Origin of the sequence: Pseudomonas sp. BF-R-19, from assembly GCF_019956445.1 — a bacterium.
Classification (GTDB): Bacteria; Pseudomonadota; Gammaproteobacteria; order Pseudomonadales; family Pseudomonadaceae; genus Aquipseudomonas; species Aquipseudomonas fluorescens_BH.
On sequence record NZ_JAHBDN010000059.1, the window covers coordinates 163,369 to 184,589 of the forward strand.

At 59.0% G+C, this 21,221-nt stretch carries 18 protein-coding genes, 4 tRNA genes and 2 pseudogenes; 7 read left to right on the plus strand and 17 right to left on the minus strand.

Annotation, left to right across the window (positions count from 1 at the left end; all coding sequences use genetic code 11):
- Window positions 1–107: 107 nt before the first annotated feature.
- Both KGB28_RS16920 and KGB28_RS16925 read right to left on the minus strand, forming a co-directional pair.
- On the minus strand, window positions 108–731 hold the full coding sequence (locus KGB28_RS16920; protein WP_150754010.1) for a glutathione S-transferase family protein: 624 nt from the start codon (window positions 729–731) through the stop codon (window positions 108–110).
- Between the two features lie 43 nt (window positions 732–774).
- Complete coding sequence (locus tag KGB28_RS16925) at window positions 775–1,434, minus strand: transglutaminase-like domain-containing protein (protein WP_150754011.1); 660 nt, start codon at window positions 1,432–1,434, stop codon at window positions 775–777.
- Between the two features lie 204 nt (window positions 1,435–1,638).
- Here KGB28_RS16925 and KGB28_RS16930 point away from each other — a divergent pair, with 204 nt between their 5' ends.
- From KGB28_RS16930 to KGB28_RS16950, 5 genes are all read left to right on the plus strand, one after another.
- Window positions 1,639–4,086 carry an acyl-CoA dehydrogenase gene (locus KGB28_RS16930; protein ID WP_150754012.1) on the plus strand — a complete coding sequence of 816 codons (2,448 nt, stop codon included), beginning with the start codon at window positions 1,639–1,641 and terminating at the stop codon, window positions 4,084–4,086.
- A gap of 74 nt (window positions 4,087–4,160) precedes the next feature.
- A complete protein-coding gene (locus KGB28_RS16935; RefSeq protein WP_150754013.1) occupies window positions 4,161–4,568 on the plus strand; it encodes a PA2817 family protein in 408 nt (135 codons plus the stop codon).
- Between the two features lie 589 nt (window positions 4,569–5,157).
- The gene (locus KGB28_RS16940; protein ID WP_150754015.1) at window positions 5,158–6,381 is read left to right on the plus strand and encodes a type II and III secretion system protein family protein; all 1,224 of its coding nucleotides are present in this window, start codon (window positions 5,158–5,160) and stop codon (window positions 6,379–6,381) included.
- Between the two features lie 119 nt (window positions 6,382–6,500).
- Window positions 6,501–7,214, plus strand: coding sequence for a tetratricopeptide repeat protein (locus KGB28_RS16945; protein WP_150754016.1), 714 nt, complete (start codon window positions 6,501–6,503; stop codon window positions 7,212–7,214).
- An 18-nt stretch (window positions 7,215–7,232) separates the two neighbouring features.
- Window positions 7,233–7,502 (plus strand): DUF3613 domain-containing protein, encoded by a 270-nt coding sequence (locus tag KGB28_RS16950; RefSeq protein WP_057713690.1) that lies wholly within the window; start codon window positions 7,233–7,235, stop codon window positions 7,500–7,502.
- A 302-nt stretch (window positions 7,503–7,804) separates the two neighbouring features.
- Here KGB28_RS16950 and KGB28_RS16955 read toward each other — a convergent pair whose 3' ends face one another.
- The 9 genes and pseudogenes from KGB28_RS16955 to KGB28_RS16995 form a co-directional block, all read right to left on the minus strand.
- A complete protein-coding gene (locus tag KGB28_RS16955) occupies window positions 7,805–8,767 on the minus strand; it encodes a type II secretion system F family protein (RefSeq protein WP_150754017.1) in 963 nt (320 codons plus the stop codon).
- A 29-nt stretch (window positions 8,768–8,796) separates the two neighbouring features.
- Window positions 8,797–9,783, minus strand: coding sequence for a type II secretion system F family protein (locus KGB28_RS16960; protein ID WP_150754018.1), 987 nt, complete (start codon window positions 9,781–9,783; stop codon window positions 8,797–8,799).
- A complete protein-coding gene (locus tag KGB28_RS16965) occupies window positions 9,780–11,222 on the minus strand; it encodes a CpaF family protein (protein WP_150754019.1) in 1,443 nt (480 codons plus the stop codon). Before KGB28_RS16965 ends, KGB28_RS16960 begins: the two co-directional genes overlap by 4 nt.
- Before the next feature lie 3 nt (window positions 11,223–11,225).
- A complete protein-coding gene (locus tag KGB28_RS16970; protein ID WP_150754020.1) occupies window positions 11,226–12,446 on the minus strand; it encodes an AAA family ATPase in 1,221 nt (406 codons plus the stop codon).
- Window positions 12,440–12,853 (minus strand): annotated as a pseudogene (locus tag KGB28_RS31675) (pilus assembly protein TadG-related protein); the annotation flags it as partial. The gene KGB28_RS16970 and the pseudogene KGB28_RS31675, both read right to left, overlap by 7 nt.
- A 141-nt stretch (window positions 12,854–12,994) precedes the next feature.
- Window positions 12,995–13,813, minus strand: coding sequence for a Flp pilus assembly protein CpaB (cpaB, locus tag KGB28_RS16980; protein ID WP_150754022.1), 819 nt, complete (start codon window positions 13,811–13,813; stop codon window positions 12,995–12,997).
- A gap of 15 nt (window positions 13,814–13,828) precedes the next feature.
- Entirely contained in the window at window positions 13,829–15,157 is a 1,329-nt protein-coding gene (locus KGB28_RS16985) for an AAA family ATPase (RefSeq protein WP_150754023.1), read from the minus strand.
- A gap of 2 nt (window positions 15,158–15,159) precedes the next feature.
- Complete coding sequence (locus KGB28_RS16990; RefSeq protein ID WP_150754024.1) at window positions 15,160–15,684, minus strand: prepilin peptidase; 525 nt, start codon at window positions 15,682–15,684, stop codon at window positions 15,160–15,162.
- 192 nt (window positions 15,685–15,876) lie between these two features.
- Window positions 15,877–16,074 (minus strand): Flp family type IVb pilin, encoded by a 198-nt coding sequence (locus tag KGB28_RS16995; RefSeq protein WP_150754025.1) that lies wholly within the window; start codon window positions 16,072–16,074, stop codon window positions 15,877–15,879.
- A 403-nt stretch (window positions 16,075–16,477) separates the two neighbouring features.
- Between KGB28_RS16995 and KGB28_RS17000 the strand changes: the two genes are divergently transcribed.
- The gene (locus tag KGB28_RS17000) at window positions 16,478–17,347 is read left to right on the plus strand and encodes an AraC family transcriptional regulator (protein WP_150754026.1); all 870 of its coding nucleotides are present in this window, start codon (window positions 16,478–16,480) and stop codon (window positions 17,345–17,347) included.
- 58 nt (window positions 17,348–17,405) lie between these two features.
- On the opposite strand, the gene KGB28_RS17005 is transcribed toward KGB28_RS17000, so the two are convergent.
- The 4 genes from KGB28_RS17005 to KGB28_RS17020 all read right to left on the minus strand — a co-directional run bounded on the left by KGB28_RS17005 (window position 17,406) and on the right by KGB28_RS17020 (window position 17,818).
- Window positions 17,406–17,481 (minus strand) — tRNA-Gly (locus KGB28_RS17005).
- Between the two features lie 3 nt (window positions 17,482–17,484).
- Window positions 17,485–17,560, minus strand: a tRNA-Glu gene (locus KGB28_RS17010).
- Window positions 17,561–17,664: 104 nt separating this feature from the next.
- Window positions 17,665–17,740, minus strand: a tRNA-Gly gene (locus KGB28_RS17015).
- Window positions 17,741–17,742: 2 nt separating this feature from the next.
- Window positions 17,743–17,818, minus strand: a tRNA-Glu gene (locus KGB28_RS17020).
- A 384-nt stretch (window positions 17,819–18,202) separates the two neighbouring features.
- Between KGB28_RS17020 and KGB28_RS17025 the strand changes: the two genes are divergently transcribed.
- Window positions 18,203–18,961 (plus strand): hypothetical protein, encoded by a 759-nt coding sequence (locus tag KGB28_RS17025; RefSeq protein ID WP_191633627.1) that lies wholly within the window; start codon window positions 18,203–18,205, stop codon window positions 18,959–18,961.
- Window positions 18,962–19,185: 224 nt separating this feature from the next.
- Here KGB28_RS17025 and KGB28_RS31815 read toward each other — a convergent pair whose 3' ends face one another.
- Both KGB28_RS31815 and KGB28_RS31820 read right to left on the minus strand, forming a co-directional pair.
- Window positions 19,186–20,067: a methyl-accepting chemotaxis protein gene (locus tag KGB28_RS31815; RefSeq protein ID WP_411740589.1), complete on the minus strand. Its 882-nt coding sequence runs from the start codon at window positions 20,065–20,067 to the stop codon at window positions 19,186–19,188.
- A pseudogene (locus KGB28_RS31820) lies at window positions 20,047–21,150 on the minus strand (HAMP domain-containing protein); the annotation flags it as partial. The pseudogene KGB28_RS31820 and the gene KGB28_RS31815, both read right to left, overlap by 21 nt.
- Window positions 21,151–21,221: the final 71 nt, after the last annotated feature.

The window sequence follows — 21,221 nt, forward strand, 5'->3', positions numbered from 1 at the left end:
AGAAAGGGATAAGTATGGGCGGCGGCGAACAATACAACCGCAGCGAACTGGCACAATGGTGCTTGTCGCCGCCACACAAGTACAGTCAAGCGTGTCGATAGTGAGTATTAAGTCAACGCGGTCATGACCGCCTTTTGATACGCCGGACGCTGCTTCAACCGGGCATACCAGGCCTGCAGATGGGGTTGTGGCGCACGCTCGATCGGCATCTCGAACCAGGCATAAATGAAACTGCCCAAGGGAATATCGCCCATGCCGATCTCGTCTCCGGACAGGTAGGGTTTGTTCGCCAACGCCTGATCGGCCATCGCCAGCAGCGTGTCGCATTCCTTGATCGCCGCCTTGATGGCGGGCCAGTCCTGCTGGTCTGCCGGGGTACGCAGCACGCCCCAGAACACGGTGCGGAACGGGCCGGCAAAGCTTGAGGTGGTCCAGTCCATCCACTTGTCGGCAGTGGCGCGGGCCTTAAGATTGTTCGGGTACCAGGCCGTGCCGTCAGCATGCAAGGCCATCAGGTAACGCACGATGGCGTTGGATTCCCACAACACAAAACCGTCGTCTTCAATGACAGGCACACGACCATTGGGATTCATGGCGCGGTATTCGGGCGTATCGACGACACCAAAGGCACCACCGGCATCGATCGCCTCGTAGGCCAGCCCCAGCTCTTCGGCGGCCCACAATGGTTTTCTGACATTCGACGAGTTTTTCCGACCCCAGATCTTCAGCATGACTGCCTCTTTTTCGATAAGTGGGCAGGCAGCATACGCCGGATCAGGCGCGACTCAAATCGCTCTGCATGTCGACCAGCAGCGCTTGCTGTTGCTCGCCGAACAGGTGCGGATAGCATTTTTCCAGGTGTTCGAAAAAGAACGTTTCAGGTACGTCGGCGAACTGGCCGTGATCGACGAGGTACTCCATTAGCTTCGCGCCATCGCGGTTGAAGGGATGAAAAACGCTGTCGTTGATCCCGTCGAATTCCAGCGGCGCCACGTTGAACAGGTCGCAGAGTTTGCGGTTGAACGCTGGCGTCGCCTTGACCCAGCGCTCCTGCAAATAGAACTCGGTGTAGCCGTGCATGGCGAACATGTCGCTCTTGAGCAACTCAAGCAGCCGTGGCGTCGACAAATGATTGCGCACATCCGCCAGGCCGATCCGCGCGGGAATCCCGCAATGCCGCGCTGCACCTGCCAGCAGCGTGGCCTTGGGCACGCAGTAACTCTCCCCGGCCGCCAGCGCATAACTGCCGCGCAGGGTCTGCGGATCGCGACTGAATGTGTACGGGTTGTAGCGCACCGCTTCGCGCACGGCGTAATAGAGACTGATCGCCTGCTCCAGCGGATCGCGACTGGCACCACGATGTTGTTCGGCGAACTCCACGACGGACGGATGGTCACTATCGATGAAGCGGCCGGGACTCAGATACTCGTGCATGAGATTAATCTCCTGGGGAAGCCCCGAGTCTAGCGAGAGCTTCAGCACAGAGATAACGACATTTCGGCCAAACATGGGCGCTTTGCCGCTCGCTCGATGAACGCTTTTCCCACGATTCCAAACACATCGCTCCAACCAGCCTGTTTTGCGGATGCCGTCTAAGCTCTGTGGGCTGGTTCGCCCTGGTTTCACGGAGGAATGAATATGCTGCTGTTGTGGATACTGGTTCTGCTGGTCGGGATTGCTTATTTGGCCCACCGCCGCATCGCCCCACTGCCCGCCCTGAGCATCGTGGCCGTTTATGTCGTGGCCATGGGCGCTTTCAGCCGCGCGCCGGGCTGGTTATTGCTGGTTTACTGGGTATTGATCGCCGCCGTCGCCGCGCCCTTGCTGCTGCCCGACCTGCGCCGCAAATTGTTCAGCGCGCCGATGTTCAACTGGTTCCAGAAAACCCTACCGCCGATGTCGCAAACCGAACGCGATGCCATCGACGCCGGTACGGTCTGGTGGGACGGCGAACTGTTCAGTGGCCGTCCGGACTGGAACAAACTGCTGTCCTATCCCAAAGCACAATTGAATGAAGAGGAACAGGCGTTCATCGATGGGCCGACCGAAACACTCTGCGCCATGGTCAGTGAATGGCAGCTCAGTCAAACCATGGACCTGCCGCCCGACGTCTGGACGTTCATCAAGGACAACGGCTTTTTCGCCCTGATCATCCCCAAGGAGTTTGGCGGCAAGGGCTTCTCCGCTTATGCCCACTCGCAAGTGGCGATGAAACTGGCGAGCCACAGCGGCGACCTCGCCTCCACCGTGATGGTCCCCAACTCCCTCGGCCCGGCCGAACTGTTGCTGCATTACGGTACCGACGAACAACGCAATTATTACCTGCCACGCCTGGCACGCGGCGACGACATCCCGTGTTTTGCCCTGACCGGTCCGCTGGCCGGCTCCGACGCCGGTGGCATGCCGGACTCGGGAGTGATCTGCAAAGGTGAATGGCAGGGCCAGGAAGTCCTCGGCCTGCGCCTGAACTGGGAAAAGCGCTACATCACCCTCGGCCCGGTGGCCACCCTCCTCGGCCTGGCCTTCAAGGCCTACGACCCGGATCACCTGCTGGGCGACAACGAAGACCTGGGCATCAGCCTGGCGCTGATTCCAACCGACATCGCCGGTGTCGAAATCGGGCGCAGGCACCTACCTTTGGGCGCCGCGTTCATGAATGGCCCGAACTCGGGCAAGGACGTGTTCGTCCCGCTGGAGTTCCTCATCGGCGGCCAGGAGATGCTCGGCAAAGGCTGGATGATGCTGATGAATTGCCTGTCGGTCGGGCGTTCGATTTCCCTGCCAGCGGTGGGCACCGGCATGGCCAAGTTCACCAGCCTGGTGACGGGCCAATACGCTCAGGTTCGCGAGCAGTTCAATGTGCCGATTGCCGCTTTCGAAGGCATTCAGGAAGCCATGGCGCGCATTGGCGGCAACACCTGGATGATGGACGCCGCCCGCATGCTGACCGCCAACGCGGTCGATCTGGGCGAGAAACCGTCGGTGCTGTCGGCGATTCTCAAGTACCACCTCACAGAGCGCGGCCGCGACTGCATCAGCGATGCCATGGATGTGCACGGCGGCAAGGCGATCATCATGGGGCCGAACAATTACCTCGGCCGCAAATGGAACTGCGCGCCGATTTTCATCACCGTCGAAGGCGCGAACATTCTCTCGCGCAACCTGATGATATTCGGCCAGGGCGCGATTCGCTGCCATCCCTTCGTGCTCAAGGAAATGGCCCTCGCCAGCCGTGAAGACAAGGATCAGGCGCTCAGAGAATTCGATGGCCTGCTGCTCAAGCACATCGGTTTTGCCGTGGGCAACGCCGCCAGCACATTGGTGCTGAATCTCGGTTTCGGACACCTCGAACACACCCCGGGCGACAAGCTCAGCCAGGGTTACTTCCGCGCCCTCAATCGTCAGGCCGCGGCTTTCGCCCTGCTCGCCGACCTCAGCATGATGCTGTTGGGCGGCGCACTGAAACGCCGCGAGCGTCTGTCCGCACGGCTGGGTGACGTGCTGAGCAACCTTTACCTGGCCTCGGCCGCACTCAAGCGCTACAACGATCTCGACTCACCGCAGTACATGACACCGCTGCTGGCCTGGGCCATGGAAGAAAGCCTGGGCCAGGCGGAACGGGCCATGGATGAGCTGTTGAACAACTTCCCGAACAAAGTCGTCGGCTGCCTGTTGCGGGTGATCGTGTTCCCGTTCGGTCGCCGGCACAAAGGGCCATCGGACAAACTCGGAGCCGAAGTCGCCGGGTTGATTGGCCGCGCCAAGGACGACCCTGCCCTGGAGGAATTGCTCCTGGGTTGCTATCGCCCACAAGCGAGCGACGATCCGGTCGGTGCATTGCAACACGCCTGCAATCTGTTGAGCGCCGCACAGCCGTTGCACAAGAAGCTGCACGTGGCACTCAAGAGTGGTCAGGTCAAACCCGTGGCCGGCGAGTCGGTGATCGATGCCGCGCTCGAGGCTGGCGTGTTGCAGCCGGTGGAAGCCCAAACCCTGCGTGAAGCCGAAGCAGCCCGGCGCAAGGTGATCGATGTCGATGACTTTGACCAAAAGGCTTTGGCACTGGCCAAGGGAAAAGTCCGCTGATCCCTTCAAGCATGTAAAAACGGGCGCAGGCGCTTTATACTCCCGCGCCCGTTTTGCTCTTGAGGACTTATCTCGTGTCCAACATCGTTGCCGATCATCTCGTTTTACTCGACCACCTGCGCAGCATCCTGGTCGCCGTAGGTGAGGCCGAGCAGGTTCCCGACGAAAGTCATGCCTTGTTCCTTGAGCGCTTCGACGAACTGCTTGCATCGCTGCCGATTGACCCGATCGAAAGCCAGTACCTGGGCCAGGACATCCTGTGCCAGGTCATTACGCGCTATCCGCAAATCGCTCACCTGGTCCCGCGCGACCTGCTGTGGTATTTCGCCGGTGACTGCCTGCATTACATGCCCGATGATGAAATCGACCTGTATCAGGCACTGGAAGAGCGCCGTTTCGAAGCCGAACAGAACGACGAGCCTTTCGACTGGAACCAGGAAAAGCAGCTGCTGGCGCTGTCGAACCAGGACAGCAAGCACTGATTTTCAATCAGTGATGCCAAAAGGCCCGCATGCTTGAGCATGCGGGCCTTTTTTTATTGCCTTCAGCGCAACCCGTCAATTTCGGCAACCGCACTGTGCTGCGACCTTGCCCACCCGCCTATCTCCAGCCTTTGCACCAATGGTTTTCCTTAAATTCATGGCACTTTGGTTTGATTGAACTACCTTCAAACAATAAGAAGTCATGACGGCTCGATTTTCCACGTCAGCTTCAGTGATCAGACCGCGGATTGGCAAAAGGAGTTACCTCACCATGATCCTGGCAGGCGCTTTTCGGCTCTGTACCTTCATTGCCGATGACTTTCCGGGGGAACCAGGTCGACCCATAGGCGCGAGTATCGCTCAGACGGGCAGTCCAGGTAACCGGATCACTAAAAACCGTTTCAGCAAAGGTCGCTCGCTGTCCCGCCAGATCAGCGAAGTACGCCCGCTCGTGTGTAGCACGCAAGGAATAACGCCAAGGCCATGGATGAGTGGTCGGGCGCATTGGGGGGGATAGCCCGATCCCCGTGAAGTGATCCGAGACAACTCAGTCCGCCTAAAGACGGTCTATCCAGTGAGGATGTACTTAATGAGCCTTCGTACCGTGCCCGCTTTCAAGCGAATTTTCCATGGCCTGTTCTGGATGGGCCTCAGCGTGGATGCGGCTCAGGCCGCGCCGGCCAATTGCCCGCAACTGGACAATTGGCCGACAACGTACGAGGTCGGTCAGGGGCTGCAGAATGAACTGCGCAGCCCCGTTCCGGTAACGCAACTGGCGGTGGGCGACCCGAAAATTGCCGACGTGCAACCCAGCGGCAGCAACGCCTTCATACTTACGGGCATTGCGCCGGGGACCACCAGCCTGATGGTCTGGACCGCTTGTTCGAAAACGCCGCGCCAAAGCATGGTGTTCGTCAAGGGCAAGGCCACGTCGGCGCTGACCAGCGTGCCGTCGGTGCCTTCCGACGACCCGCTGCTGCCGAGCCAGGTGCAGACCGATATCCGCTTCGTTGAAGTCAGCCGGACCAAGCTCAAGGAAGCCTCCGCCTCGATTTTCGGCATCCGCGGCAACTGGCTGTTTGGCTCGCCGAGAACCTTGCCCACCATCGGCGGCATTGTCACGCCGGTGATACCGGTGAACAACGACAACTTCAACCTCACTTTTGCTACCGGCAATACCCTGGTGGCGCTCAATGCGCTGGAAGGCAGTGGTTTCGCCTACACCCTGGCGCGGCCAAGCCTGGTAGCGCTCAGCGGGCAGAGTGCGAGCTTCCTGGCCGGCGGTGAAATACCGATTCCGGTGCCCAGTTCAGGCAGCGATAACGTGTCCATCGAGTACAAGGAATTTGGTATCCGCCTGACCCTGACGCCGACCATCGTCGGGAAAAACCGTATCGCGCTGAAGGTGGCGCCGGAAGTCAGTGAACTGGACTTCACCAACGCCGTGAGCATCGCCGGCACGGTAGTCCCGGCCCTGACCGTGCGCCGTACCGATACCAGCATCTCCCTGGCCGACGGCGAAAGCTTCGTCATCAGCGGTCTGATCAGCTCCCGCAACAATTCCCAGGTGAACAAGTTTCCGGGGCTGGGCGATATCCCGGTTCTAGGCGCGTTTTTCCGCGACAACACCATCAACCGTGAAGAGCGCGAACTGCTGATGATCGTCACCCCGCATCTGGTCCAGCCACTGGCTGCCAATGCACAACTACCGTCATTGCCTGGCGAACAGCTGCGCAATTACGACCCGAACTTCTACCGCATGTTTTTCCTGGAAAATGGCGACTTCGACAGTCGCAGCGGGCTCTCGCAATGAACCGGAGCCTGAACCAGACTTGTCTCGCCCTCACGCGTAGCGGTGACTTTGCACGCTTGCCGGGCCAGCCTTATTGCCATTGGCCAGGCGTTCAACGTGTTGCAGCCAGGGGACCTTCGATGAAAGCAGTCATTGCAATAGCGGCGACATTAATGCTCGCCGGTTGTGCCAGCAATGGCCTGTCTTCGCGACCGGCCAGCTGTGCCAAGCCCGATTCGGAACAAGAACTGGCCCTGAACCTGGCCGACAACATGGCCGACGAAGGCCGTTTGTATGCCAGCCTGGCGAATCTGGAAGGATTGCCCGATAACCTGGTCCAGGTTCGCCTGCGCAAGGCTCGGGTACTGCGCTTGATGGGGCGTAGCAGCGACGCGCAGCCGTTGTACGAAGGCTTGCTCGGCACCTGTCTGGTGGCTGAAGGGGAACATGGCCTGGGCCAGTTGGCCGCCGCCAAGAATGATAACGCCAGCGCTGCCACTCACCTTGAGCGTGCGGTGAAGATGGCCCCCACCGACGACAGGATGCGCAATGACCTGGGGGTCGTCTACCTCAATCAGCGACGGATCCCTGAAGCACGCTTTGAATTCATGACCGCCATGGAGCTCAAGCAGGCAAACACACTGGCGGCACTCAATATGGTGACGTTGCTGATCTACCAGGATAACTGGAAGGCGGCCGCCGACCTCGTGACCCGTGCCGACTTGAGCCCCCAGCAAGTCGTAGAGGCTCAAACCCGCGCGGAAAAACTCAAGGCCTCTGCCAAAAAAGTGGTGGCTACCGATGGCAATCGCAAGACTGAGGTAGCCGATGCCTCTACCAGTGCGAACAAGTAGAACGTACGAGGAGTCGAGATGAATACCAAACGGCTGTTGATCGTGTGCACGGCTTGCCTGTCAACCACTGCCTGGGCCATTGAGCCGGGCCCCTCTTCGCCGTATCAACAAGGCACAGAACAGTGGCTGCAGCTGCAGATTCGCGGTGTGGTTGCCTCCCCTAAACTGCAAACCGCTTCGGCCACCGAGCGTGACCTGGCCATGCAGCGCTGGCTCAATAGCTTCAACTACCCGATTCCGGAATTTTATGACCAGGATGCAGCGGGAGAAATGACCATCGGCAACTGAGGCCTGTCGATGGGTGATCAGCCTCTGGCGTCGTCCAGAGTGGCCTGGCCGCAAAGCCGGGCCGGGCGTTGTGCGCAGAAAAGCATTGGAATCTACACATTATCCAATCCTGGCCGGATTACCCCGTAGGAGCTGCCGAAGGCTGCGATCTTTTGACTTTAGCGATCGTGATATCGCAGGAAGTTCAAAAGATCGCAGCCTTCGGCAGCTCCTACAGGGGATGTGTAAACCTATGGCAGGAAAGTGCAGGTCAGACTCGGGTGGCAAGGCTGTCGCACTCGACAGCCTCAAGCCGTTTGAGCTCACCTGAATACTCTCAATACCCCGATCAGGGCTGGGCCGATGGCTACCAGAAAGAAGCTCGGCCACAGGAAAAAAATCAGCGGAAATACCAGCTTGGTACCAACTTTCGCCCCCATCTCTTCGGCGGCCTGCGTACGCCGGTCACGGAACTCATCGGCATAGATGCGCAAGGTGTCGGCCACGCTGGTACCAAAGCGGATACTCTGCGCCAACAGGCTGACCAGCCCTTGTACGTCATCCAGGCCAGTGCGCACGGCCAGTTGCTTGAGCGCCTCGGTACTGGAAATGCCCGCGCGGATTTGCGCATTGACCAGGGCCAGTTCTTCAGCCAGTTCGACCTGGCTGACCGACATCTCCTCAGCCACCCGTTCGATCGTCGTGGGCAAGGCCAGGCCCGACTCCACGCACACCACCATCAGATCCAGTGCATCCGGAAACGCGGCACGCAGCCGGCCTTGTCGCAACTGCTTGCGCTTGGCGACATACATCGCTGGCACCAACCATCCGATACCGGCCGCCATGGCCACCAACAGCAGCCCCATGATCAGGGACACCTTGGGAATCATCGGCAACAGCAGCAACGCAATACCGATCAATAACAGCGGCAACATCAAGCGCACTGCCCAGTACATCTGCACCGCCGACGAGGAGCGGTATCCCGCATGCATCAATAGGGTCTGGGTGACGGACGTCTGAGCCGATTCAGCCGAGGCAAAGCGCTGGCCGACCCGTTCCAGCAACAGTTGCAGGTTACCCGGAGCTTCCTGCCCGGTCGTGTTGCCTAAATGACCACGCTTGATCAACGTCAGACGACGCTGCACCGGGTCCTGAAGACCCTGCATCAGCAAGATCACGGCGACGACCGCAAGCGCCACACTCAAACCGATCGCGCCAAGGAACAACAGGCGCGCCATCTCCTCGTTCCCCGTGACCCGACTGAACAACCCGAGCAAAAAATCCATGATCTGTACCTCCCGGTAGCGAATTCCGCTCAAACCTGAATCCGGATGATTTTGCGTATCCAGAAAATCCCGATCAACATGGCGCCGAACGCCCCGATGATCATCTTGCGGCCCAAGGGATCATTGATCAGCATAGGCATGTACTTCGGGGTGGTGAGAAAGATCACGATCGCCAGCACAAAGGGAACCGCCACCAGTATCCAGGCCGACATGCGCCCTTCCGCCGACAGGGTTTTGACTTTGCGCTGAAAACGGAAGCGCCCGCGAATCAGCTGACTCAGACGCTCCAGCACCTCGGTCAGATTACCGCCAGTCTCGCGATGGATGAGGATCGAGGTCACCAGCATCATCACCGTCATGCTCGGCATGCGTTCCAGCAGGCCGAGCATGGCCCGGCGCACATCGTTGCCATAGTTGATATCGGCGAAGGTAAGACCGAACTCATGTGCGACCGACCCGTTGTGCTCCTCGGCCACCAGACGCAGGGTTTCGTTAAAGGGGTGCCCGGCGCGCAAAGCACGGCACATGGAGTCCAGCGCATCCGGCAGACCTTCCTCAAACTCAGCGAAACGCTTGCCACGGTCGCGAGAGATTTTCAGTATGGGTAACCAGAAGATCGCGAAACCCGCCAGCAGCGCCATCCACCAGACTGACCAAACCATCCAGATCAATATACCCGCCCAGACACCCAGCACCAGCCCGAGCAGCAATACCCGATAGGCCCGGTATTCGTGCCCGGACTGCTCGATCATTTGCGTCAATGCCTCCATAAAAGGCAGCTGCTCAAGCCTGGCCTCCAATGGCGACAAACGCGTCAGGTATTTCTGCCGCAACACCGTCTGCATGTTGGGCAAATTATTGGCTTTCTCCATTACGTGCAGACGGCCACGGATGCGCTTGCGCATCTTGCCGGCTTCGCCGAACACCGGCACCACCACGCCCTGGGACAGGAGGAAGACGGCGATAAACACCATGCCAAGGAACATCAGAATGAACTCACCAGGAATCTGGTTCATGACTGCCGTGCCTCCATCCACTCAGGCCTGAACATCGTCAGCGGCAACTCGATGCCGCGCTTGGCCAGCACATCGCGGAAGGCGGGGATCATGCCGCTGGGCCGATAATCACCAAGCACTTCGCCGTTTTCGCCCATGCCATGGCGCGCGAAGGAGAAGATTTCGGTCATGGTGATGATCTCGCCTTCCATGCCGTTGATCTCCTGCACGCTGACCAGGCGGCGCTTGCCGTCCTCCTGGCGTTCCAGCTGGATGACCACATCGATGGCCGAAGCGATCTGCTGACGCATAGCCTTGATCGGGAAGGTCGCCCCGGTCATCGACACCATATTCTCGACCCGCCCCAACGCATCGCGCGCGGTGTTGGCATGGATCGTGGTCAACGAGCCATCGTGGCCAGTGTTCATCGCTGTCAACATGTCCAGCGCCTCGACGCCGCGCACTTCGCCGATCACAATACGGTCCGGCCGCATCCGCAGGCTGTTGCGCACCAACTCCCGCTGGCTCACCTCGCCACGTCCCTCGATATTCGAAGGCCGGGTTTCCAGACGCACCACATGGGGCTGCTGCAGTTGCAGTTCGGCCGAGTCTTCGATGGTGACGATCCGCTCGTTGTGCGGAATGAAACTGGACAGGACGTTGAGCATGGTGGTCTTGCCGCTGCCGGTACCGCCGGAAATCAGCACGTTCAAGCGCCCGCGGACAATCGCCTTGAGCAGCAGCGCGATGGCCGGGGTCAACGTTCCCACCTGGATCAGGCTGTCGGTATTGAGCAGGTCCACCGCAAAGCGCCGGATCGACATGCTCGGGCCATCGATGGCCAGCGGCGGGATAATCGCGTTGACCCGCGAACCGTCCTTGAGCCGGGCGTCCACCAACGGCGAGGACTCGTCGATACGCCGACCCAGGCTGGAGACGATGCGGTCGATGATGTTCAGCAAATGCTGATCATCGCGAAAGCGCACATCGGTGCGTTGCAATTTGCCAAAGCGCTCGACATAGACCGAGGCATGACCATTGACCAGAATGTCGGACACGCTGTGATCGGCCAGCAACGGCTCCAGGGGGCCAAGGCCGAGTACCTCGTCGGTGATCTGCTTGATGATCAACTGACGACTGGAAGTACTCACCGGTGCCGAATGCTCATCGAGCAGGCGCTGGCAAATATCGCGAATCTGTCGCGCGGCCTCCGCCTGTTCAAGGGAGTCCAGCAAGGACAGGTCCATGACCTTGAGCAATTGCTGGTAGATCTTTTCTCGCCACTCAGCCTCCACCGGGGTGACCTGACTTCTGGTTTCGTAAACAACGTCCGGCGTTGCACGTTCCCACGCCATTATTTCCTCTGCCGGATCCGACTGGTCGTCACCCGGCTGGCCAGCCGACGATGGAGCGGGTTTAGCGGATTGTTTGCGCAAGCGGTTACGAAAGTCGCTGATCATGGGTCACCCCCCGAAAAAACGGTTGAAGGCGCGTTTGAGCAAGCCTTTGTTTCCAGCCATCTGGTTGCCGACCAGTTCCTCGGTCATGCCACGCAGAGCAGCAGTGATCGCTGCCCTCGGCGCATGCAGCCCCAACGGCACGCCCGTGTTCTGACTCTGGCTGACCAGGTTGAAGTCGTTGGGTAATTTCGACAGGTTCGTGCAGCGCAGCGCCTCGCCGATATCCTTGAGGCTGACCGCCGCCGCCTTGTCATAGCGGTTGACCACTATCTGCAACTGATCCCCGCGCACGCCCAGGTCTTCGCGAAGAATCCGCACCAGAGAGCTGGCATCGCGCAGATGGCTGACGCTCTGCTGCACCACCACGTACACCCGATCCACCTGTTCCAGCACGGAGCCGGTGAGGTGGTCGATTTGCCGTGGCAGATCGATCACTACCCAGTCATAACTGGCGCGGGCCAACTGCATCAGGGTGTCAAGTTGCTCGGGTTGGGCATCCTGCGGTAGACACAGCTCGCCGGCCCGTCCACCCAGTACATGCAAAGTCGGGCTGAAGTGGCTGCAAAAACCCCGTAGCGCGACGCTGTCCATGCCGTCGATCTGATGCAACACCTCCAGGTGGCTGTGGGTTTGCGCCACATCCAGGTAATGCGTCACGCTGCCAAATTGCAGGTCCATGTCCAGCAACAGGGTACTGCCACCCTTCATGCTGAGCTGCTGAGCCAGGTTGCAGGCGAGCATGGTGCCGCCGGATCCGCCCTTGGCGCTGATCACGGCGAGCAATTTCCCTTCTGTCCCGCTGCCGGTCCGAACCTCCATGACCAGCCGATTCAAGGCGGCAACCAGTTCCGTCTCGGCGACGGGCTCCGGCAGCACGTCACGGGCGCCGGCCTGCATCGCCAGGCGCATGCCTTCCTGTTCGCTCAACAGTCCGCACACCAACATCGGCGGACGTTCATGGGCCGGGCGCTGCAACAGTGCCGCCAGCTCTTCACGCCACAGGTGGCTGACGCGCAACAGCAACAGATCGGGCATCCGGTCCAGACCGTAGAGCGGGTCGACATGCCCATTGCTCACCAGGCGAGTGCTCACCTCCAGGCTGGGCATGCGTTGGCAGACGCTCTGCAGGTCGCGCAACGACGTGGCATCTCGGCTGCTGATAAGCAACCTGAGCCCGGCTTTGCCGGTCGAACTGGAGAGTGGAGTGTCCCTGGTATTCAGCATGGCGTGATCTCCCCGGAATCGGAATGACGCCCGAGGCTTTCACGTGGCAACGTTGCCCTGAATGCAGGCAAGGTAATGGACACGCCGAACCCGGGAATGAACAGATTGAAAACGAAGTTTGGCAGACTCAACTGGGCATCGCGGCTGGCCTGCAGCAGCACGTTGTACTGATAGAGCATGCGGCCGAACTCACCGAAGGTCAGCGTATTGAGCGCGGCAGCGCGTGTCGCGTTGGCAATGGTGGGAGTGTCGACACCGCCTTCCATCTGCCGAAGGGTTTTGGCGCCACTCAGGGCGGCAGTATCTACAGCGTTCTGCAGGCGCGTTTTGTTCAGCATCACATGCCCGCCGTCCAAAGCCAACGCCGCCATCATGGCCATCGCCGCCAACGCGATCACCATCAATACACTCACCGATCCTTCCTGGCGCCTTGGCGTCGAAGTGAACGGCCGCTGAATACGAAGATTCATCATCAAGCCCTCGATTGCCGATACTGATCCGGATCGGCTCCGCCAATACCTGGGTGCCCAGGCGCCCCTATCGCCCTGTCAACGCATGTTCACTACACTGGCCTGGACTCCGCGAATAATGGTGACGGATCTGCCACCCTCTCCATTACCACGCTGTACCACGTGTTTTGGCTCTGTGGCGGTAGCCACCGCCATGACCGGTGCGGCGGGTGCGGCAGGTGCAACGGTCGCGATTTTTTTCTCGGCGTTCAGCGGGTTGCGCAAGGTCAATTGCAATTTCCCTTCCGATTGCGCCGTGACCAGGGTTTCAGCCTCTGCGGTCGTCATCTCCAGCGTCACTGCACGCACCACCACCGGTTGGGTTTTGTCGGTACCTGCAGTCTGGTCCACCGCCAACACCCGCAAATTCTCGAGGATGGTCCTGGAGGTGGCGCTGTTACTGCCGCCATTGGTGGTTTTGGTCGCCAGTACATCGACCCGGTTACCCGGCAACAGGAATCCGCCCACGCCGACCACATCGTCCACACGTACCGATATGGCACGTTTGTCAGGCGCAATCAAAGAGGCCAGGGTGCTGCCCCCCAGGTGCTCGCTCAGACGCGCACCGCGCACGATGTCGCCCCGCAGAATGTCGAACGTTGCGATCTTGCCCACGGCTTTTTCGCTGGCATCGAAGGCATCGTCCGGGATCGTATCCATGGGCATGCGTACGGTCGTGACCTGTTGGGCCTCGACCATCTGCCCGAATGGAATCTCTACCGTGGCGACCACCACGCTTCGAAGGTGATCATCCGGGCTGGCATTGAGCCGCGCGCTCAGCCAGGAGTCGGCCATCCATGCAGCACCAAGGCCCATGGCCAGAGAAACGCCGATGAGGGTAAGCGTACGAGAGCTCATGTCAGTATCTCCGTATCAAAGAAAGTCGAGCTGGACGAAGTAGTTGTGCCAGGCCCATTCCAACTCTTTCGGTGACAATGGTCCGGAACCGCCGATATAACGCTGGCGATCGAGCGCCATGTTCAGGAGATCTCGGGGATGGCAAGGCACCAGGGGCATGCCTTCACTTGCATAAAGCCTTTGCAGCGCATAACGCACCAGCAGCGGGTCATAAGAAATGCCCAAGCGCTCGCTTTCCTGACGCCAGATCTTTTCGTACTGCTCGGGCTTCAGGTAACCGAATTGCAGCTTGTAGCCAATCCGGCGAAGGAAGGCCTCATCGGCCAGCTCCAAGGGATTGAGGTTGGTGGAAAACACCAGAATCAGATCGAACGGCAGCTCGCAATGCCGACCGCCGCCCAGGTTGAGGAAATCGCGTTTCTCTTCCATCGGGACGATCCAGCGATTGAACAGCTCGGCGGGTGCCATGCGCTGGCGCCCCATGTCGTCGATGATGAACAGGCCATTACTGGCCTTGAGCTGCAAGGCGGCCTGGTATTGACGGGTAAAGGGGTCATAGCGAACGTCCAGCTGTTCCATGGTCAACTCACCGCCCGTGATCACGATCGGGCGCTTGCAACACAGCAGTCGGCGGTCGACCCCTTCGTTGAGCATCAGATTGTTCTGTTGAGCGTTGTCATCGAGCCGCTGATGCACCTGCGGGTCATAGATCTCGATCACCGACTCGTTGATGACGATGGCATGGGGGACCCAGATGGCCTCGGCGAACAGACGGATCAACCGACTGCTGACATAAGTCTTGCCGGTACCCGCGGGGCCATAAATCATGATTGCGCGCCCGGAGTTCATCGCCACACCCAACTGATCGAGCATCTCCTCCGTCAGCACTACGCCAGCAAGGGCATTGCGCATATCGTTGGCGTTGATGCGACCATGGTGAATGGTCTGCAGTTTGATCAGGGAGCGGTAGGTACTCACCGGGAAGGGTGCCGCACCGATATAGCCACTGCGCGACAGGGCATCGCGGGCGGCACTGCGACCACGTTCGGTCAGGCCATAACGCAGCATCTGCCCGCCCGTTTGACTCGCCTGGCCAAGCACTTCGACACGGCCATCCTTGCGCAGAAACGCCAGGACCTCTTCAAGTACCGCGCCGGTCAGCGCCAGGCGTTCCACCAGCCGCGACATGTCCAGAACACCGGCATCAAACAAATGCTTGCACACCAACTCGCCGAGAAAACTGTCGGTCAGGCCGGTTTCGCGGATAGTGCAGGGCTGAGGCGCCAGGCGTTGCACCGCGCTCCGATCGCTAGGGTAGGCATCACTATCGACGATGACGTGCATGTCTAACCTCCGAATCCACCGGCAACTTGCCAGTAGACGCTGTTCAAAGTGCCGATCAATATTGCAATCGAATATGGGAAAGGCTTGCCGGCTACTTCATCTGAAGTTGGCGCCAGATAAGCCTGCGCCCTTAGAATCAGCCAATAGCGCCCCAGGGTCTGACGCAATTGACCGCGAACCAGCACGATCAATAAACCGCATACGCCGCCGGCTATCAGGCTGAACATTACAGCCCACAACGCGAACTGAAACGGTAGAAAACTGCCGACCATGGCCATCAACTTGACGTCACCGGCAGCCATGCCACCGAAGGCGTACATCGGCAGAAACAGCGCAAAACAGATCAGGATGCCCAGCAGGCTGTCACCCAATCCGCTGACACCACCTGAATACATTTGACCGATCAATCCCAAGACAAGGCCCACCAGGACGAGCATGTTGGGAATGCGGTGGCGAAGCAGATCGCTCACCACCGCCACGCCCAAAAGTCCTATCAGTAAAACCATCGATAGCAGTTCCGTGGACATGGCAAGTCTCCCTGCAGGTATTAATCGTTAGCACGCAATGTTGCTATTGGTGGCCTTGAACAGCGAAGTGATTTGCACTCTCTACGCACGTCGACGGAGACAACGCGAAGTCCATGAAGAAAGTTGCCGGCGCCCTATCAGAAATAGCGGCACCGGCTGTCCCATGGACATCGACGCGTCCCCCAGCGGGAATTATGGTGTGCAAACGCCTTCGTTGATCGCGTCGCACAGCGCCTGTATTTTGGTCAGAACCGCTTGTCCAAGGACCGAGAACAATCCGACGACAAGCGCCGTAACCAACCCACCCGCCACCGCGTATTCCACAATGGTCAGACCGTCTTCATCTTTGACGAACTTCACTACCGAAGCCTTGATTGTTTGCATGATCATTTTGCCCACCTCACTCGAATGTTGTTTTTTCTGAGGCAGTGCTTTCTGCTCTGCCTGATGCAACCCTAGTCAGGATGAAGGCATAGGCGTTAGGAGGATTTTGCGCATCGATAGGACTTTTTTGCGGGGAGGCCAAATACACAGCATTGGCCTTTGCAGAAGTAACGGGGGGGTAAACAAGGCATTGAAACGCAAAGGCAATTGTCATTGATTCACAAGCGACAAGCGGTTAAACGCGGTTTGTCGAAAACACACCAACAAACACTCGCCCGGGCTGCCTTCCAGGCAACCCATAGAGCGAATAGAACTAAAAACCGTCTTTCCTATCGGGATTAAATCTGCAAGGTGATAGCACATTGGCAATACTAGCGAAGTGAGTCACCAAGAACCCCAGAGTAGAGACATGACGTCCAACTTGACCAAAAGGCCATCGCTCCTGTGGTTCGATCTGACTCATGATCGGTCCACGAAAGAACTCGTCGCGCAGTTCGAGGGTACCTGCGACTGCAAACTGGCGAAAAACTCCGTGTTGCCCATCGGGGAACCGGCAGACATGATCTGCATTCATTTTGATCGCCCCGACACGCCAGGCTTGCGGCTGTTGCTGGAGATCAAACGCACCACCCCCAGCATCCCAATCACCATGTTCACCGTGCAGCACTCGGAGGAACTGGCTGTATGGGCCATGCGCTCCAGCGTTTGGGAATACATGGTGCTCCCGCTCTCGACCACAGAGAGGAAGCGTTACCTGACGGCGGTGGTGCAGCTCTGCGAGCTGCGCCGAAATGCCCAGGGCCGGGGCAAGTCATCGCAGATCGACCACTCCCCGACCCTGCCGGACAGCATCCGTCGGACCTCAGGACACCAAAAACACCAGGCGCTGAGCAATGTCATGCTGTACATCGAGCAGCACTTTCGAGACAGCATCGATCAGAGGGAATTGGCGCAACGCTGCGGCATGACGACATTTCGCTTCAGCCGCCTGTTCAAGGAAGCCAATGGGCTTGGCTTCACGGATTACATCCTGGACAAGCGCATGAACTTCGCCAAAGACCTGCTCGACAACAGCCAAATGCCTATTACCAGCATCGGCTACGAGGCCGGCTTCAAGGATCCTTCCTACTTCGCCCGTGCCTTCAAGCAGTTCGCCAACTGCACGCCCAGCGAATACCGCCTGGCACGCCAAATCAAAGCGGCTGCCGCTACGCAACCGGTGCAGGATGACAAAACCATTGAAGCGCTCGAAAGCCTGGTACAAACCCTCAGCGGTTGATCCGGTTTTTTACGCGCACACAAAAACGCCGCTCGATGAGCGGCGTTTTCGTTAAATATGGAGCGGGAAACGAGACTCGAACTCGCGACCCCGACCTTGGCAAGGTCGTGCTCTACCAACTGAGCTATTCCCGCAAATGGCGTCCCCTAGGGGACTCGAACCCCTGTTACCGCCGTGAAAGGGCGGTGTCCTAGGCCACTAGACGAAGGGGACACGCTACCCGGAACACATGGTGTGTGTTTCGGTGTCCAGAGCCGCATCCAAAGACTTGGTTCTGGTTTCACTCAGCCCTGCCCGAAAGCAACGCTGTTTAAAATTGGAGCGGGAAACGAGACTCGAACTCGCGACCCCGACCTTGGCAAGGTCGTGCTCTACCAACTGAGCTATTCCCGCATTGGCGTCCCCTAGGGGACTCGAACCCCTGTTACCGCCGTGAAAGGGCGGTGTCCTAGGCCACTAGACGAAGGGGACACACATACTACATTCACTCCCTGCTTCGTTTCGCTGTGTGCTTTACGCTGCAAGTGGCGCGCATTCTATGGATGGATTGAGATGTCGTCAACCCCCTGATATAAATTTATTTAAATCAATGACTTCACCCTGCTTTTGGGAGCCGTTGCGGTTTTCCGCTGCCCGGCGTTTGACGCTTAAATTCTGGCACCCGCCAAGACGTTATTGCCCACCCAATGATGGCAATCTATGCATCGAGTGCCATCATTCATAGAAACGGGGCTGCGGCCGATATAAGCACAAGCATGTCCGAACCAACCCGTCGTGCGGACCTGGGCGCTCAAATGCCAAGCCACCAGACTCGCATGCGTAACCTATAAAGAGGTCTTACCGGTGACGCCACTCATGATCACCCTGCTAGTCGTAGCCGGGATCGCCCTGTTGATCGCCATTGGCTACATGAACCATGTGGTGGAAAACAACAAGCTGGAAAAGGCCCGTACCAAGATCGAGCTCAACGATCGCCTGCGACGCTGCGGCGAAATCACCGAGACGTTCCCCGGCCAACTGATGACCCCGGTGATCAAGCTGCTGTTGGCCCGCCTGGAACTGAACGTCTGCCAGCGTCTGCTTAACCTGGAAAAATCCAGCGCCAACCTCAAGGCACGGATCGCCGAACTGGAGGCCCTTGTCGGCCAGGGTGAATCCATCCCGGTCAACAACCCGCCAGCACCGATCCAGACCGAAGCCAAGGCCAAGGATGTCCGCTTCCTGCTCGAAGCCCTGCACGGCCAGATTACCCGCGCGGCACAGGACGGCTTTTTGCCACCCAACGAGGCCAAGCGCTGGATTCGTGAGGTGCGCCACATACTGGTGCTGCTGCACATCGAGTTCTTCAACAACCTCGGCCAGCACTCCCTGCAACAGAATCAGCCCGGGCAGGCCCGCCTGGCATTCGAGCGCGGCGTGCAATACCTGCGCAAACAGCAGGAACCACAGGTCTACGCCGAGCAACTGGAGTACCTGGAAAAACTCCTGGCCCGCGCCAACGACCAGGTCATGGATCGCATCGCGCCGGTCGAAGGCGAGGTCAACCCGTTGACCGAAGGCCTCAAGGACGTCGAGGCTGACGCGGACTGGAAAAAGAAAGTGATCTACGACTGATCAGCGAAAACACAAAAGCCACCGAGAGGTTTATGCCGATCAGTTAAGGGTTTGAACACTGCAATCCTTGTGGGAGCGAGCTTGCTCGCGATGACGGTTGGACAGTCACACAAGGGGTGCCTGACAGTCCGCCATCGCGAGCAAGCTCGCTCCCACAGGTTTCGTGTGTTAACTGATCAGTATTAACCGAGAGGTGGCTTTTTTTGGCCTTGCCGATGATCATTTCAAAGCCTGAAATGCCCCACCATCCACTTCAACTCAACCCCCAGTTGTGCCAACTGAATACTGGATGCTGCATTGCCCTGCATCGCCAGCGATGACTGATCGGCACTGGCGCGAATACTGGTGACACTGCGGTTGATCTCTTCGGCCACCGAGCTCTGTTCCTCGGCCGCCGCGGCGATCTGCTGATTCATCTGCTGGATCAACGACACCGCCGCGGCAATACTGCCCAGCGCACTCTCGGTCTGCAAAGCATCGCTAACCGCCAGCTTCACCAGCTCGCCACTGCCCTGGATCTGCTGCACCGACGACTGCGCCGCCGAGCGCAAAGCGCTGACCAGGCGTTCGATTTCCTCGGTCGATTGCTGGGTTCGCTTGGCCAACGCACGCACTTCATCGGCCACCACTGCAAAGCCCCTGCCCTGCTCGCCGGCCCGGGCCGCCTCGATCGCCGCGTTCAATGCCAGCAGGTTGGTCTGCTCCGCCACGCTTTTGATCACACTCAACACCGTGCCGATGTTCTGGATTTCCGCACTCAGGCTTTCGATGCTCGAACTGGCCGAGGTGGCCGAGTCCGCCAACTGCTCGATCCGCGCCATGCTCTGGCGCACCACCTGCTGACCGCTTTCAACCTTGCCGTCAGCCGTTTGCGCGGCCAGGGCCGCTTCCTCGGCATTGCGCGCGACATCATGCACCGTGGCCGTCATCTGATTCATTGCGGTGGCGACCTGTTCGGTTTCCTCTTTCTGCGTGCTGACTTCGAGGTTGGTCTGTTCAGTCACCGCCGACAACGATTGGGCCGAAGTCGCCAACTGCTCGATACCCGACTGCAAGCCGCTGACTATGTGGCTGAGCCCCGCGCCCATTTGTTGCATTGCCTGCATCAACTGACCGATTTCGTCACGGCGGGTCACGTCAATGGTCGCACTCAAATCCCCCGAGGCAATCTGCTGCGCCACCTGGATCACTCTGCGCAGGGGTGCCACGATCAAACGGGTGATGAACCACGCGGCAACCAGCCCAACCAGCAAGGCCAGGGCCGAGGAGCCAATGATCAGCAGCGAGTTCTTTTTCAGTTCAGCCTGCATCGCCAAGTCTTGCGCGACATAAGCCTGATCCACCCGCTCGACCACGTGGGCAGCACGTTGGTGCAATTGTTGGTAGACGGTTTTTTCCTGTTCCAGCAAGCCGGTGTACTCGGCGAGCCTGTCACTGAAACTGGCGATATGACCTGTCACCTCATTGAGGACGGTCTGGTACCCCTCATCCTTGACCGTAGTCTTGAGCTGCTCGGCCTGGGCGAGTGCCTGGCTCGCCTGTTCGATCTTGCCCTGCCCGGCGCTGTCGTCGCCTTTGCGACTTTGATCCAGGCGCACACGCGCTTCATTCATGGCTTGCAGCATCAAGCGCGAAACCTGGCTGACCTGGCTGGCCTGCTCGATGAACTGCGCACCGTCCTTGCCTTCGGAATCTTTCAGCGTATAGGCGCCGTCATCGGCGAGCCCGGATTGCAATACATCAAGATTATTGGCCACGCTGGAGACCGACCAACTGGCCATTTCCAACGCCAGGTCCTTGGCCTGGGTGAGCGAGACAAACTCGTCGAAGGCCTTGCGATAGTCCCCCAGGGACTGTTCGACATCATTCATCACCGGCACGTTGGCCGCAGACGCGGCCTTCAGCTGGCCGGCCAGAGCGATCAGGCCATCGACGCCCTCGTGCAGGGCATCGACGGTTTTCGGATTGCCGTGCAAGGCGTACTCCCGCTCCAGTAGCCGCACCTTGAGCAAACCGCTGTTGAGCGATGACATTTGCTTGAGCCCGTCGAAGCGCTGGCTGATGGTTTGCAGGGACCAGACACCAATCCCCGCCACCAGTGCAGTCAACAACAGCACCAGGACAAACCCGACACCCAGTTTTTTCGCCATACCGAGGTTGGCAAAACGTCCTTGCACGGCCGAATTCATTGCACTTAGTCCCCTGCCAAAGTCTGTAGTCGCAGATTCGCAACGGGCCAGTAGCAACACAAGGCTCTGGC